This window comes from Amycolatopsis sp. NPDC051372, assembly GCF_040682095.1.
Lineage (GTDB): Bacteria > Actinomycetota > Actinomycetes > Mycobacteriales > Pseudonocardiaceae > Amycolatopsis.
Genome location: NZ_JBFBAF010000013.1, coordinates 1 through 14,237 on the forward strand (window position 1 = coordinate 1; position 14,237 = coordinate 14,237).

Sequence of the window (14,237 nt, forward strand, 5' to 3'; positions counted from 1 at the left end):
AGCCGGCCACCAAGCGTCACGCTACGATCAACCCTTCGAGCCTGCCCGGGCTCGGTGACAGACAACGAGACCTGCACCAGACCCGGGGCGCATCAAGCGGACGTCGCCTGCGCTTCCTGCACGTCAGCACGTTGGGTCGGCGTGCCTTCGCTGAGTCCAAGCGGCCGTGGAGCCGGGCCACCTCTCGTAGGTTCGTCGGGCGGCGGGGTGGTTGACCGTGCGGCCGAGGTCCGGCGCACGGTCAACCACCAACGAGCTCACACGTTGCGAGTGGCAGCGGGATTTGCGGGTGAATGCCCGGTCGTCTGGTCTCCTTCGAGGTTGACGAAGCGGGTCTCCTTTGTCAGGGCGAGGACGCCGATAGTGATCAGGGCGACCACGATCAGGTAGACGGCCACCGGCCACGGGTTGCCACCGGAAGCCGACACGAGCGCCGTGGCGATGATCGGCGCGATCCCGCCGCCGACGACGGACGTCGCGTGGTAGGTGAAGGAGGTGCCGGTGTAGCGGATGCGAGTGGGGAACAGCTCGGACAGGAACGTGCTCTGCACGCTGTAGTTGGCAATGTTCGAGACCGCGTACATGACCACGAAGGCGATGATGATCAGGTCGGCGGAGCGCGAGTCGAGCAGCCAGAAGAACGGGAAGGCCAGCACGATCCCCAGCACCGCGCTGCCGAGGAACACAGGCAGCCGGCCGACGCGGTCTGCGAGTTTGCCGAACAGGGGTGCGGTGAAGATGGCGACCGCGGCGGCGACGGCCACGGCGACAGTTCCGACCGTGCCGGAGAGACCGAGGTCGTGGGCTACGTAGGACACGGCGAAGGTGATGATCACGTAGCCCTGGACGTCACACGACAGGCGCAGGCCCAGGCCCTTCAGGACGCTCCGCCAGTGGTCACGCAGCATTTCGACGACCGGAACCTTGGCCTGCCGCCCGCTTTGCGCGAGTTTCCGGAACGCCGGAGTCTCCACGACCTGGAGCCGGATGTAGAGGGCAACCGCGAGCAGCACCGCGCTGAAGAAGAACGGGATTCGCCAGCCCCAGGACATGAAGGATGTGGTGGGGAGCAGGCTGATGAGGCTGAAGCCGCCGGTGGCCAGGAGCAGGCCGGCCGCGTTGCCGATTTGGGGGAAGCTGCCATAGAATGCGCGGCGGTGCGCGGGGGCGTGCTCGACGGCCAGCAGGACGGCGCCTCCCCATTCGCCCGAGACGCCGATGCCCTGGAGGATCCGGAGCAAGACCAGCAGGACGGGCGCCCAGGCTCCGATGGCCGCAGGGGTGGGCAGCAGCCCGATGAGGAACGTGCCGGTGCCCATGAGGATCAGGCTCAGCACGAGCATTCTCTTGCGGCTGATGCGGTCGCCGAAATGGCCGAAGATGACCGCTCCGATAGGGCGGACGAAGAAGCCGACGGCGAGGGTCGCGAACGATGCCAGTGTGGCAGCGACCCCTGACAACGCGGGGAAGAAGACCTTGCCGAAGACCAGGGCCGCAGCTGTTCCGTAGATGAAGTAGTCGTACCACTCGATCATCGTCCCGACGAGGCTCGCCGCGGCGATCTTGCGCATCGGAGGTTCGGTGGTGATGGGCTGGTTCATGGGTATCTCCTGCGGCGTCATTGCCGGGAAATGAAAGGAATGTGCGCTCAGGCGACGCGGGTGCGGTCGAGCGCCTTTTCGTCGAGCATAAGGCCGTGGCCGGGCCGGTCGCTGGGCTGCCACGCGCCGTCGATGACCGGATGGGGCTCGGCCAGTGCGCCGAGCTCGGTGAGGCTGCCGCCGCGGACGTCCTCCACGTAGAGGGCGTTTGGCACGGCGCACGCCAGCGAGCCCGACAGCTCAAGGAGGAAGTGCGGCGCGACCACGGTGTTCGCGGCCTCCGCGAGGTGAGCCACCTTGATCCATTCGGTGATCCCGCCGAGCCGGATGGCGTCGGCCTGGACGACGTCGATCGCTCCTTTCGCGACGTAGTCGGCGAATTCGTACTTGCTGTGCAGGTTTTCCCCGGTGGCGACGGGGATGCCAGTCGAACGCCGGACGTGCGCGTGCCCGTACGGGTCGTCGGAACGCACGGGCTCCTCGATCCAGAACGGCGACACCTCGGCCAACGTCTGCAGGCGGTGCACGGCTTCGCCGGCGGTCCAAGCCTGGTTCGCGTCGATCATCAACGGCTTGTCCGGGCCCAGCAGTCCGCGGATCGCGGTGAGGCGATCGAGGTCCTCGGTCAGACTGGGTTTGCCGACTTTGACCTTGACCGCGGGATAGCCCTGGTCCAGCCATTCGCGCACCTGGTCGAGGAGCTCCTGTGTGGACAGTCCGAGGTTGATCCCGCTGCCGTACGCTTCGATCGCGTCTCGGGCACCGCCCAGCAGCCGGTATAGGGGGGCACCGGCGCGCTTGCCTGCGAGGTCCCAGAGCGCGATGTCGATCGCGCTCATCGCGATGCCAGCGAGCCCGCGGGCGCCCGGGTCGTGCGCGCGGTGCCACATTTGCTGCCAGACGTGCTCGATCCGGGTTTCGTCCAGGGTGGTCACCAGCGGCGCGAGGACATCGCGGAGGAAGGCCAGCGCGGCGGAACCGCCGTGCCCACCTGTGTAGGAGACGCCGGTGCCTTCCTCGCCGTCGTCGGCCACCAGCCGGCAGACGATCAGTTCGAGATGCGTCACGTGGTTGCGCGAGTCGTCCCACGGCGGTCGCAGCGGGAACCGGTGCAGGTGCGCGTTGATCCCCTTCACGGTCATGGCTGTGCTCCGCGGACGAGGACCTTCAGTGCGTTGTTGCGCGGAGCGTCGAGGTGCTGCAGGGCGTCGCCCGCGTGGTCGAAGTCAACGACGCGGCTGACCAGCGCGGAGGTGTCGATCAGCCCGTCGGTGAGCAGGCGCAGCACGTTGGGGAACACGCCGGTGGTCGCCCGGGAGCCGAGGAAGTTCAGCTCTTTGCGCATCAAAGTGACGGTGTCGACCGTCGTCGGGCCGGGATTCCAGCCGACCGTGACAACGGTGCCCCCGAATGCGGCGAGTTCGGTGACGAGACGGGTGGCCGCCGGCGCACCGGTGGCTTCGAACACGACGTCGGCGAACTCGCCCGCGGTCGCTTCGTCCACGATCGCGGCCAGTTCGGGATCCTTGCCGTTCACCGTGGTGGCGCCGTAGCCTGCCGCCAGCTCGAGCCGCCAGGGATCGAGGTCGACGACGATCGCCCGGCAGCCGCGTGCTCGGACCAGGATCTGCGTGATGAGCAGTCCGATCGTGCCCGCACCGAAGACCACGGCCACCTGGCCGGCCTCGACACCCGACCGCTGCACGGCGTGATATGCCACGGCGGCGGGTTCGCTGAACACCGCCGACTCGTCGGCGAGGCCTTGGGGGACTGGGTGAAGCCGGCGCGGGTCCAGCACCAGCCGTTCGGTCAGGCCGCCGTCGACCTGCACGCCCAGGACCCGCAACCGGGCGCAGCAATTGGGCCTGCCGATCCGACACGACCGGCACCCCCCGCACGGCACGATCGGCTCGACAACCGCGCGAGCGCCTTCCAGCTCGGGCCGAGTGGGGGAGTGCTCGACTTCGACGAGCATTTCGTGCCCGAGCACGCGGGGGAACACGATCTGGGGTGCCTTGCCGCGAAACGCCGCCAGGTCGGAGCCGCACAGCCCGTTGAGCACCGGTCGGACGAGAGCCGTGGCCGCGCCGGGGGACGGTTCGGCGCGGTCCACGACCCTCAGGTCTTTGGGGCCTTCGAGGAGGATCGACTTCACGTCTGGCTCCTTCAACGCTTCGCGACGAGACCGTGCGCCCAGCCGACGGCGGTCTTGGCGCCGTCGACGTTCTCGACCCACACCTCGAGGTCGACCTGCGTGCCGGCCTCGACGGCGGTCTCGCCGGTCACGACACCGCGGACGACCAGATCGTCGAAGGCGAACACGGGGTTGATCAGCTTGACGTTGAGCCAGCCTGAGGTGAACCAGCTCGCGCCGAAGAACCCGGTGAGCAGCTCGGAGACGTAGCTGACTTGCTGCTGGCCTTGCATGATCGGAAGGTGGAGTCCCGTCGCGCTCGCTGCCTCCAGGTCCGTGTGGATGTTCTTCGAGAACGGGCTAATCATTGAATACACGGCCATGTGCTCGGGCTCGGCGCGCTTGCGCAGCGGCTCGAGCGGAGTGCCGCGCCGGATTCCCGTCGCCGCATTGGCGACCGGCGCAAGGCTTGAATCTGAATCGCCCGTTACCTGCGGCCCCGATGCTTCGGAACTTTGCTTGCCCACCACCGATCCGGCCGCGACGCGCATGATCTCGACACCGCGGTGGGAGACGAGCAAGCGCCCATCCTCGCCTCGCGCTTCGGCTTCCATCACCACGTACCCCTTGCCGCGTCGCAGGTACTTGTCGACATAGCGGCCCTGGAGCGTCACGCGCTCGCCGTCGCGCACCGGGGCGTGGAACCGCAGCTCCTCGCCGGTGTGCAGGCCTGCAGTCTGGCTCGCGCCGTACTCGGCGTAGTTCAGGTGGTACAACTGCAGCAGGTCGTTGGCCAGGATGGCGGCGTGGCCGATGCGGCCGCCGAACGGGGATTCGCCGAAGTGCCAGGGACGGTAGTCGTCCTGGGTGAAGGCAAACCGCTTGATCTTGAAATCGTCCACGACGAGCTCGATCGGGCCGAAAGTTTCACCGATCTCGGCCAGTTCGTAGAGCGCTTCCTTTTTCTGGACAACGGAATCGGCCAGCTGGGTCATGCGCGAACTCCTTCGTTCCGAATGGACGGCCGGCAAAACGTTCCAAAATGGAACGTCGGGCCACAGGTACCGTGTACCGGGCGCTCCGTGGCGGCCCGGCTCTCACCCTGAACCGGCGACGAGAAGATGTCAAGTAGATGTCTAGACAGCCAGATGTCATTGAGGCATAGTGGGTTCACATCCGGACAGCTCGTAGCAGGAGAGAAGTGCCTGATGACCGAAGTGCCGCTGCATTCGCGAATTCGCGAGACGATCGAAGGGCGCCTCCGCGACGGTGAGTGGCCGGCGCAGCATCGACTGCCGTCGGAGCCGGAACTGGCGGAGGAGTTCAAGGTCTCGCGCATGACGGTGCGCCAGGCCGTGCAGCACTTGGTGAACGAGGGACTCCTTTACCGCCGTCGGGGGGTCGGCACGTTTGTGTCTCCCCGTACGGTGCAACGGGATCTGACGAAGCTCACGAGCTTCTCCGAGGACGCGCAGGACAAGGGGCTGCGCCCCCGCTCCGAAGTGCGTGGGGTCAAGGTGGTCCCGGCCGACGAGCACGTCGCGCTCAAACTCGACATCCCCGTCGGCGAGCTCGTCACGCGAGTGGAACGCCTGCGCCACCTCGACGAGCACCCGATCGCCCTGCAGACCGTTTGGATCCCGCACCGGCTGTGCCCGGAGCTGGCCGAAACCGACGCCGCCTCTGGGTCGATATACGACTACCTCGAAAACCACCACCACTATCGGCTGGCATGGGGCGTTCAGACGATGACGGCCCGCCAGCCTCGCCGGGACGAGCGGCAGATCCTGCAGCTGCCAAGGTCTGCAGCGCTCATGTGCGTCGAACGCACCACTTTCCTCGATGACGGAACGCCGATCGAGCTGAGCGAAGCCGTCTACAACAGCGAGGAACAGAGCTTCACCATCACGCTCCACCGATGACGAAGGAGAACACGGTGACCGAAACAGCCCTGCACACCGCACCCGACGAAGCGCCGGGTGGTGCCGCTCGGCCACGGACTGGCGGAACCTTTGTGGTCGAGGCGCTCAAAGCCGCTGGGGTGCGCACGGTCTACGGCGTGCCGGGTGGGCAGACGCTGGCGATCCTCGACGCGATCTACGACGACCCCGAGCTGACCTTCGTCGCGACCCGGCACGAGATGGCCGCGGCCCACGCCGCGGAAGCGCACTACCGGATGACCGGCACTCCCGGCGTTTGCCTGGTCACCACCGGCCCCGGCGCCACGCACGCGGCAAGTGCCCTCGGGGGCGCCCTGCGCGACCGCATCGGAATGGTGTTCCTGACGTGCAACAACCGCCGCGAGTACCTCGGTGAAGAAGACGCGCAGGCCGCCGACCACATGGCGATCCTCCGGCCGCTGGTGAAGTGGAGCGGGCAAGTCGCCCACGAACGGGCCTTGCTGCGGACACTGCGGACCGCGCTCGGGAAGGCCGCCGAATCGCCCGCGGGCTCGGTGCACGTCGATCTGCCGCGCGACATCCTGGAAGCGACGGTCGACCTCGACCTCGCCGACGTGCGGCCACCGCTGGTTCACGGTCCGCTGCCACCCGATCCCGCCGCCCTCGCTGACGCGGTGGAACGGCTGCGCGCCGCACGCCGACCCGTACTGTGGGTGGGCAACGGCATCACGCACGCCGGTGCGCAGCAAGCCGTGCTGCGGCTCGCCGAGCAGCTCGGCGCCCCAATCATCACCACGTTCAGCGGAATCGGCGCGGTCCCCGCGGATCACCCGCTGGTCTTCGGGCCTCGCACCCGCCACGGCACGCGGGTCAGCCATGCCGTGCTCGACCAGGCCGATGTGCTACTCGCCATTGGCATGCGGCTGAGCAGTTCCTCCACCCACCGGTGGACCGCAGCTCTGCCATCCGAGGTGATCCACAGCGATGTGGATCCCGACGCGATCGGTCGTCATTACCGGCCGGACGTCAGCGTCGTCGGCGACGCGCTCGCAGTGACCACAGGCTTGGTCGAACAGCTGGCGGACGCGGACGCAGGCCGTACGGCGGATTGGCGAGTTTCCCTCGACCAGGCCCGCGAGGAGTGGCACGCCGATTTGGCTGCCGTGCCCATGGAGAACGCCGAGGGCCTGCTCCACCCGGCGGCGCTGATGAAGATCGTCGCCGCGGTTTCCCCTCGTGACACGGTGTTCTCGGTCGACGCGGGTAACCCGGGCATCTGGAGCCACCTGTTGCCGGTGTACGAACCGCGGTCGTACATGAAGCCGGTCAACTTCGGCCAGATGGGCTTTGCGCTGCCGGCGGCGATAGCGGCCAAACGCGCCCGGCCCGACCGCCCTGTCGTGGTGCTGATCGGCGACGGGTCTCTGGGCATGACGGTGTCGGAGCTGGAAACGGCGGTCCGCGAACGCCTCGCGATCACCGTCGTGGTGCTCAACGACTCGGCCTACAACAACATCCGCCAGGAGCAGCTAGCGCTGCTGGACGGACCCCGCTACATCGGGGTCGATTTCGGCAACGTCGACTTCGCGACCGTAGCGCGTGGCTTCGGCGCCCACGGTCAGACGGCTCGAGGCGCCGCCGACACGGAGGCGGCCTTGCGCACGGCCCTCGCTCGAGAAGGTCCAGCTGTCGTTGACGTCAAGATCGACCCTATGCCGAACGTGTGGCTCAAACCCTTCTGAGCAGGAGTGATGATGCGGGTTCTCGCCGTCGATGTCGGGACCTCCGAAGCACGCGCGCACGTGATGACCGTCGACGGGACCGTGCTTGCCCGCGGTGGGCACCGGCACGAGATGACACACCCCGGGCCGGGTCGCGCGGAGATCGATCCCGATGTCCTGGTTGCGTCGATGTTCGCCGCGGTCCGGCAGGTGACCGGGCACCTCGACGGCGTCGCGGCGATGTGCGTGGCCGCGGAGCTGGGCACTGTGTTCGCCGACCGGTCCGGCCGCCCCCTGGGGCCGGCCTTGTGCTGGCCTGACAAACGGGCGCGCGAGCAGGCGCAGCAATTGCGCGAGTGGTTCGGCCGGGATGCCGTGTTCGCGGTGACCGGACGGGTTGTCGACCCCGAACTGCCGGCCGCGAAACTACTGTGGCTGCGGGAGAACAGCGGCGACGCCGCCCGGGTCGCGCGCGTCCTGTCGATCAAGGACTACCTGGTGCGGGCACTCACCGGGCGCGACACGACGGACGAGGTGCACGCGTCGTACTCGATGTTCTTCGACGTCACCTCCCGCACTTGGTCGGCGCGAATGCTCGACGAGCTGCGCGTGTCGCCGGACCTGATGCCCGAGGTGCTGCCCGCGAGCGCCACCGCCGGAACCGTGGCGGCTGCGGCTGCGGCTGCGTCGGGCATCCCGGCCGGGACACCGGTGGCCGTGGGCGGGCCCGACGGCAGCGTCGGAACCGTCGGTGCCGGCCTTGTCACCGCGGGAGCGACGGTCGACCTCTCGGGAACCGCCGACGTGGTCTTCCACGCGGCGAACCGGCCGGTGTTCGACCCGAAGCAGGCCGCGGTGATCAACGCGCACTTGGTTCCCGGTTTGTGGGCGATCGGCGGCCCGACGGGAACGACGGGCGGCACCCTCGCGCGGTTCGCGGACCTGCTCGGGTTCGGTGCTGATCCGGATGGCCTGGCCCGCTGGGACGAGGCAGCCGCTGCCGTCCCGCCCGGCGCCGAGGGCTTGGCGTGCGTGCCAGCCATGGCAGGCGAACGGTTTCCGCGTTGGGAGGCCTCGGTGCGCGGTTCCCTGTTCGGCCTGCGCATGGACCACCGCTCGGGCCACATCGCGCGTGCCGTACTGGAGGGCTGCGCGTACACCCTGCGAGCCGGAGTCGAGGTGTTCCGCCGCCTGCAGTTGCCCGTCGACGATGTGGTGGTGGTCGGCGGAGGTGCGCGCAGCCCACTGTGGAACGAGATCCGCGCCGCGGTCTGCAAGTTGCCCGTCCGCACCACCGAGTTCGGCGACGCCACCACTCTTGGCGCGGCCGTCCTCGCGCTGGTCTGCGCCGGTGTGCAGCCCGACATTCCGACTGCCGCCGCCTCGCTGGTCCGCACCGCGGCGACCACCACACCCGATCCGCAAGACGCCCACCGCTATGACCGGTTGTACGCCCGGTACGAGCGGCTGACCGACACACTCACCGAAGCCGCCCGCGCCTGGGACGCCCCCGGCTCGGCGGGAGACGAGACCGAGGAGCCATGACCACAGCACTCAAAGGGATCCGCGTCCTGGACCTGTCCCGCTTCATCGCCGGCCCCTCGTGCGCGATGCAACTGGCCGACATGGGCGCCGAAGTGATCAAGGTCGAACGGCCGGGTGGGGAGGACTCTCGCCAGACTGCGCCGTACGTGCAGGGACACAGCGCGTACACGATGGCGTTCAACCGCAACAAGCGCGCGATCACCGTCAACACCCGTGATCCGCGCGGGTTGGAAATCTTGCGCGAGCTGGTCGTGTGGGCCGACGTCGTCGTCGAGAACTACCGGCCCGGCACGATGGACGCGATGGGCTTGGGCTATGAACAGCTGAAGGCCATCAACCCTCGGATCGTCCTGACCTCGATCTCGGCGCTCGGCCAGACCGGTCCGCAGCGGCACCGCGCGATGTTCGACGCGGCCGCGCAGGCGGCGTCCGGCCTGGCGTACCGCAACGGGCGCGAAGGCGACGAGCCGATGCTCGCCGGCGTATTCCTCGCCGACTACCTCACCGGGGCCTACGCCGCGTTCGGCACGATGGTCGCCCTGTTCGAGAGGGAACGTACTGGGGAGGGGCAGGCGGTCGACCTGGCACTGCTCGACTCGCTGTTCTCCGTCGTCGGGGGTGCAGGCCATCTCGTACCTGATGCTTGGTCACCGCCAGCCCCGCACCGGCAACCGCGACCCGTACTCGGGCCCGGCAGGCATCTTCGAGGCCTCCGACGGTTACCTCTATCTGCACGCAGGCACGGACTCGCTGTTCGCCCGCCTCGCCCGTGCCATGGACAACCCCGATCTGATCGAGGACGAGCGGTTCAGGTCCACTGCCGCTCGCATGGCCAACATCGACGCCGTCGAGAAGATCGTCACGGGGTGGCTCGGCACGCGCGGCGTCGAGGGCGCGTGCGAGGCACTCGACGCCGCGGGTATTCCGTACAGTAAGGTCGCCGACATCGACGAGGTGACGCAGAACGAGCAGCTGCGCTCCCGCGAGATGCTCGTCGAGGTCGACCACAGCGAGGCCGGGCGCGTCGTGGTCCCCGGTGTCGTGGTCAAGCTGTCGCGCACTCCGGGCTCCGTGCAGATGCCGCCGCCGACCGTGGGCCAGCACAACGACGACGTACTCGCCGGGGTCCTGGGCAAGTCCGGCGAGGCGATCGACGAGCTGCGCGCCACGGGGGTGATCTGAGGTGCGGGCGCTGCGCAAGCTGCAGCCCGGCGAAGGTCACGTCGAACTCATCGAAGCCGATCGTCGGGTTCCAGGGCACGGCGAAGTGCTGCTCGACATCCTCGCCACCGGCATTTGCGGCACCGATCTGCACCTGGTCGACGGCGTCCACCCGGCGCAGACCCCGGTGACGCTCGGGCACGAGTTCGTGGGCCGGATCGCCGAAACCGGCCCGGGGGCGGGAGCCTGGCAGCCCGGTGACCGCGTGGTGTGCGAGCCGCACTTCCGTGCGTGCCGCACCTGCGGGCTGTGCCGGCGCGGATTGGCCCAGCATTGCAAGGCGAAGGGCGCACCGGGCATCGTGTTCGACGGTGCGCTCGCCGACCACGCCGCGGTTCCCGCCTGGCTGCTGCACCGCGTGCCGGACTCGCTCGACGACGTCGCGGCCGCGCTGTGCGAACCCACCGCGATCTCCGTGACTGCGGTGGAACGAGCCGGCGTAGAGCCGGGGGAAGATGTGGTCGTGCTCGGGCCCGGCGCGATCGGGCTGCTGTCGGCGATGGTGGCCAGGGCGGCGGGCGCGAACAGCGTCGTCGTCGCCGGGCGGGCGAGCAGCGCCGCCAGGCTGGCCGTGGCACAGGAGCTGGGCTTCGAGACGTGGGACAGCGAGGGTGGCGACGTCCTCGACCGCGCGTCCGCGCTGGGCCGGGGACTCGGAGCCGACGTCGTCATCGATACCACCGGCTCCGCCGTCTCGCTGGCCCTTCGCCTCGCACGGCGGCGGGGCCGCGTCTGCGCTCTGGGCCTGCACGGTCCTGGCGGCGTCGAAATTCCGTGGGACGTCGCGATGTTCCAGGCCGTCGACCTCAGTTTCAGCATGAGCTCCAGCTACACCAGCTGGGACCGTGCGCTGACCCTGCTGGCCTCCGGCGCGGTCGACGCCAAACCGCTGATCACGGTCTTCCCTCTGGCCGAGTGGGACCGCGCGTTCACGGCCGTCCGGTCCCGCGAAGCCATCAAAGCGGTGATCACGCCGTGACGAACCGTTGGGGCGGGGTGATCCCGCCCTTGTGCACGCCACTGGCCTCGGGACACGAAGTGGACGTCGCGTCGCTGGAGCGGCTGGTGGACCACCACCTCTTGTCGGGCGTACATGGGGTGTTCGCCCTCGGTTCCGCTGGCGAGGCGACCTTCCTGCCCGACAGACAGCGGCGCACCGTGCTCGAGACGGTCGCTAAACGGGTGGCGGGGCAGGTGCCGGTGTTCGCCGGCGCGATCGACACCTCGACGTTGCGGGTCCTCGAGCACATCCGCGTCGCGTCCGAGGTGGGCTGTGCCGCGGTGGTGGTCACCGCGCCGTTCTACGTCACGCCGCACCCCGCGGAAGTCGAGCGGCATTTCCGCACGGTGGCCAGGCAAGCGGAACTCCCCGTCCTCGCCTACGAACTACCCGCGGCCGTCCACACCTCACTCCAATCCGACCTGGTGCTGACGCTGGCCGCCGACGGGTTGATCGCCGGCCTCAAGGACTCGAGCGGCGACGACGGACGCCTGCGAGCGCTGGCCACTGGGTTCCGCGCCCTCCACGAGTCCCGGCCCGTGCTGTTCACCGGTTCCGAGCTGACCGCGGACGACGCCGTGCGACACGGTGTGGACGGAATCATCGCCGGGCTGTCGAATGTGGACCCCGCAGGCTACGTGCGGCTCTTCCGAGCCGCAACGGCCGGTGACCACATCGCAGCGGCTGAGGAGCAGGCGCGGCTCGCGGGGCTGCAGCGCATTGTCGATGTGGCTGCCGCTCGGATCGGCGTTACTTCCGCCCGAATCGGGGCGATGAAAGCGGCCTTGAGTGTGCTCGGTGTCATCCGCTCGGCGGCGGCGGCGACTCCGCAGCTGCCCCTGAACGACCACGAGATCGCCAGGATTCAGGTCGTCCTGGCCGAATCGTCGGTGCGCTGACCGGGTTCGGCATGGCGGGTCAACCCGCCACGCCGAACCCGTTGCGGGAACGCAGCTCCTGCGACAAGCTGCCGGCCAGACCGGACAGCTCCGCGGCCGTTTCCAGCAGTCGGGGCGCCAGTTTCTCCATGCGTTCGTCGGTCAGCTGCAGACTCGGGCCGGCGATGCTCACGACTCCCATTGGCGCTCGGGTGCCGGGATCGACCAGGGGGGTGGCCATCGCGGAGATGCCTTCCTCAACACTGTCGTGGACCCGCGCCCAGCCCTTTTCCCGTGCTTCCTGGATCCGGGACTGGACCTCGGCCAGACTCGTGGGCGCGTTGTGGCCGGCCGGATAGCGTTCGTCGTACTCCTGCCGGGCGGCCAGGCGCAGCGCGTCGTCGTCGCTGAGGCCGGACAGCCATGCGACTCCGCTGGCCGTCGAGGCGAAGGGGATTTCCGACCCGTGGTCCGGGTCGTACCGAAGCCCGTTCCGGGCACCCTGCGATTTCGCCACCCACAGCAGCTGTTCCCCGTCAACGAGGCCGAGCCGGACCAACTGCCCGGACTCGTTTGCGAGCCGGGCCAGCACAGGGACAGCCAGTTCGAAAATCGTGCTACTGGCCAGGTGCTTCAGGCCCAGGCTGACGATCCGCAGGGTGAGCGCGTAGTCGCCCGACGGCTCGTGCTGTCGCGCGAAACCTTCCTCGACCAGGGTGCCGAGGATGCGGTGCGCCGCGCTCTTGGGCAAGTCCACGGCCTCGGCGACGCGGGTGAGCGGCAGGCCTTCCGGCGAGCCGACGAGGCATTGCAGAACAGCCAGACCGCGTGACAACGCCCCTGCTGCCATGGTTCCCCGCTCTCCGCCGCACCGAGGTCCGGCTGCCGTGACCGAGCGCCGCCATCTCACGCTCGGCCCATCCATCGGTCGTTTGACATCCTACCAGAACGGTGTTCCACTCTTGAAGACCGTTTCAGTTTGTGGTGCACTTGCGACGTAGCGAGAGACAAGGAGCCGACGATGACTCCCGCCGATACCGTGCTGAACCAGGACAGCTTCCGTCTGCCGGGCGCCGGACAGTTCGTGCTCGCCGTGGCCGCGAAGTCCGTCGACGAAGTCGCGCGCCACTACCTCACCTGATACTCGTCGGAGCTGGATCATGATCATTGGCAGCGAAGCCATCGTCCGGAATCGATGGGGCCGTCGGCGCAGTTTGGTGTACAGCGGCCGGGGTCATCGCGTACGACGGCAAGCTCCGAATCTCTGATCAGCTTTCGGTTCACTTCCGGCAGGGGTACTCGCTGTCGTCGAGTCGGCATCGCGTCGCAGATCTTTTCTTTCCCAGTCAAACAAAGGAGTTTGGATGCCTTCGTCGTTGTCGGCAGCAAAGGACGCAACCCCGCCGAAGGGTGACGCCCGGCGGTTGGTCGGGGGCAACGGCGAGCGCACCCAGGCTGCACGTCGTAAGAGGGTTCGGCGACGGATCTGGAGCGTCGTGCCGATCGCCACCTTCATCGGCATCATTGGACTCTGGGCGTTGATCGTCGCCGTGCTGGACATTCCGAACTACCTGCTGCCGAGCCCGTGGGCGGTGTTCGAGCAGATCGTGACCGGCTGGCCCGTCCTGTGGGAGAACGCGCAGACAACGATCGCCGAAATACTCCTCGGTTTCGGCATCTCGATCGTGATCGCGATCCCGCTGGGGCTGCTGGTGGCGCGGTCGCTCGCGGCCAAGCAGATCATCTACCCGCCGGTGATGCTCGTGCAACTCGTGCCGAAGGTCGCCGTCGCACCGCTTTTTGTGGTGTGGCTCGGTCTCGGCTTCAGCTCGAAGCTCCTGCTCACCGTCCTGATGACCTTCTTCCCCCTGCTTGTCGCCAGCATCAGCGGGTTCTCCATTCTGGACACCCGACTGCTGTACCTGACGCGGTCCATGGGGGCCAGTGGCTGGCAGACGTTCCGGTACCTGCGATTCCCGGCCGCACTGCCGGTGATCTTCTCCGGGCTCAAGACGTCGGCCACGATGGCGGCCACCGCGGCGATCGTCGCCGAGTTCGTGGGGTCCAACAGCGGACTCGGGTACGTCCTGCTGCAGGCCACCAACACCCTCGATTCCACCACCGTGTTCGCGGTCCTGGTGCTGCTGACGTTGCTCGGCGTGGTCCTGAACTACCTCGTCGAGTTGATCGAGTTCCTGCTGACCCCGTGGCAACGCGCCAGGCTCACCTGACCCGG

The 14,237-nt window shown here is 68.3% G+C and carries 12 protein-coding genes and 1 pseudogene; 8 read left to right on the top strand and 5 right to left on the bottom strand.

Translation table 11 applies throughout. The features are described from left to right. Nucleotides 1-257 precede the first annotated feature (257 nt). From AB0M56_RS20445 to AB0M56_RS20460, 4 genes are read right to left on the bottom strand one after another with little or no spacing between them, the layout of a single operon-like run. The gene (locus tag AB0M56_RS20445; protein WP_364178340.1) at nucleotides 258-1,601 is read right to left on the bottom strand and encodes an MFS transporter; all 1,344 of its coding nucleotides are present in this window, start codon (nucleotides 1,599-1,601) and stop codon (nucleotides 258-260) included. Between the two features lie 47 nt (nucleotides 1,602-1,648). Then, the gene (locus AB0M56_RS20450) at nucleotides 1,649-2,743 is read right to left on the bottom strand and encodes a mandelate racemase/muconate lactonizing enzyme family protein (RefSeq protein ID WP_364178343.1); all 1,095 of its coding nucleotides are present in this window, start codon (nucleotides 2,741-2,743) and stop codon (nucleotides 1,649-1,651) included. Continuing rightward, entirely contained in the window at nucleotides 2,740-3,756 is a 1,017-nt protein-coding gene (locus AB0M56_RS20455; RefSeq protein ID WP_364178346.1) for a zinc-binding dehydrogenase, read from the bottom strand. Before AB0M56_RS20455 ends, AB0M56_RS20450 begins: the two co-directional genes overlap by 4 nt. Before the next feature lie 11 nt (nucleotides 3,757-3,767). Next, complete coding sequence (locus tag AB0M56_RS20460; RefSeq protein WP_364178349.1) at nucleotides 3,768-4,730, bottom strand: MaoC/PaaZ C-terminal domain-containing protein; 963 nt, start codon at nucleotides 4,728-4,730, stop codon at nucleotides 3,768-3,770. A 213-nt stretch (nucleotides 4,731-4,943) separates the two neighbouring features. Here AB0M56_RS20460 and AB0M56_RS20465 point away from each other — a divergent pair, with 213 nt between their 5' ends. From AB0M56_RS20465 to AB0M56_RS20495, 7 genes and pseudogenes are all read left to right on the top strand, one after another. Beyond that, complete coding sequence (locus AB0M56_RS20465) at nucleotides 4,944-5,657, top strand: GntR family transcriptional regulator (protein ID WP_364178352.1); 714 nt, start codon at nucleotides 4,944-4,946, stop codon at nucleotides 5,655-5,657. Between the two features lie 14 nt (nucleotides 5,658-5,671). Next, nucleotides 5,672-7,378 carry a thiamine pyrophosphate-binding protein gene (locus AB0M56_RS20470; protein ID WP_364178355.1) on the top strand — a complete coding sequence of 569 codons (1,707 nt, stop codon included), beginning with the start codon at nucleotides 5,672-5,674 and terminating at the stop codon, nucleotides 7,376-7,378. Nucleotides 7,379-7,387: 9 nt separating this feature from the next. Then, nucleotides 7,388-8,902 (top strand): FGGY family carbohydrate kinase, encoded by a 1,515-nt coding sequence (locus AB0M56_RS20475; protein ID WP_364178358.1) that lies wholly within the window; start codon nucleotides 7,388-7,390, stop codon nucleotides 8,900-8,902. Between the two features lie 65 nt (nucleotides 8,903-8,967). Next, nucleotides 8,968-9,453: pseudogene (locus tag AB0M56_RS20480) on the top strand (CoA transferase); the annotation flags it as partial. A 67-nt stretch (nucleotides 9,454-9,520) separates the two neighbouring features. After that, a complete protein-coding gene (locus AB0M56_RS20485; protein ID WP_364178361.1) occupies nucleotides 9,521-10,084 on the top strand; it encodes a CoA transferase in 564 nt (187 codons plus the stop codon). A 1-nt stretch (nucleotide 10,085) separates the two neighbouring features. Beyond that, the gene (locus AB0M56_RS20490) at nucleotides 10,086-11,102 is read left to right on the top strand and encodes an alcohol dehydrogenase catalytic domain-containing protein (RefSeq protein WP_364178364.1); all 1,017 of its coding nucleotides are present in this window, start codon (nucleotides 10,086-10,088) and stop codon (nucleotides 11,100-11,102) included. Continuing rightward, nucleotides 11,099-12,022, top strand: coding sequence for a dihydrodipicolinate synthase family protein (locus AB0M56_RS20495; protein ID WP_364178367.1), 924 nt, complete (start codon nucleotides 11,099-11,101; stop codon nucleotides 12,020-12,022). Before AB0M56_RS20490 ends, AB0M56_RS20495 begins: the two co-directional genes overlap by 4 nt. Before the next feature lie 19 nt (nucleotides 12,023-12,041). On the opposite strand, the gene AB0M56_RS20500 is transcribed toward AB0M56_RS20495, so the two are convergent. Then, nucleotides 12,042-12,851 (bottom strand): IclR family transcriptional regulator, encoded by an 810-nt coding sequence (locus tag AB0M56_RS20500; protein WP_364178370.1) that lies wholly within the window; start codon nucleotides 12,849-12,851, stop codon nucleotides 12,042-12,044. Between the two features lie 646 nt (nucleotides 12,852-13,497). On the opposite strand from AB0M56_RS20500, the gene AB0M56_RS20505 reads away from it, so the two are divergent. Continuing rightward, nucleotides 13,498-14,232, top strand: a complete 735-nt coding sequence (locus AB0M56_RS20505) for an ABC transporter permease (protein WP_364178373.1) — start codon at nucleotides 13,498-13,500, stop codon at nucleotides 14,230-14,232. Nucleotides 14,233-14,237 lie beyond the last annotated feature (5 nt).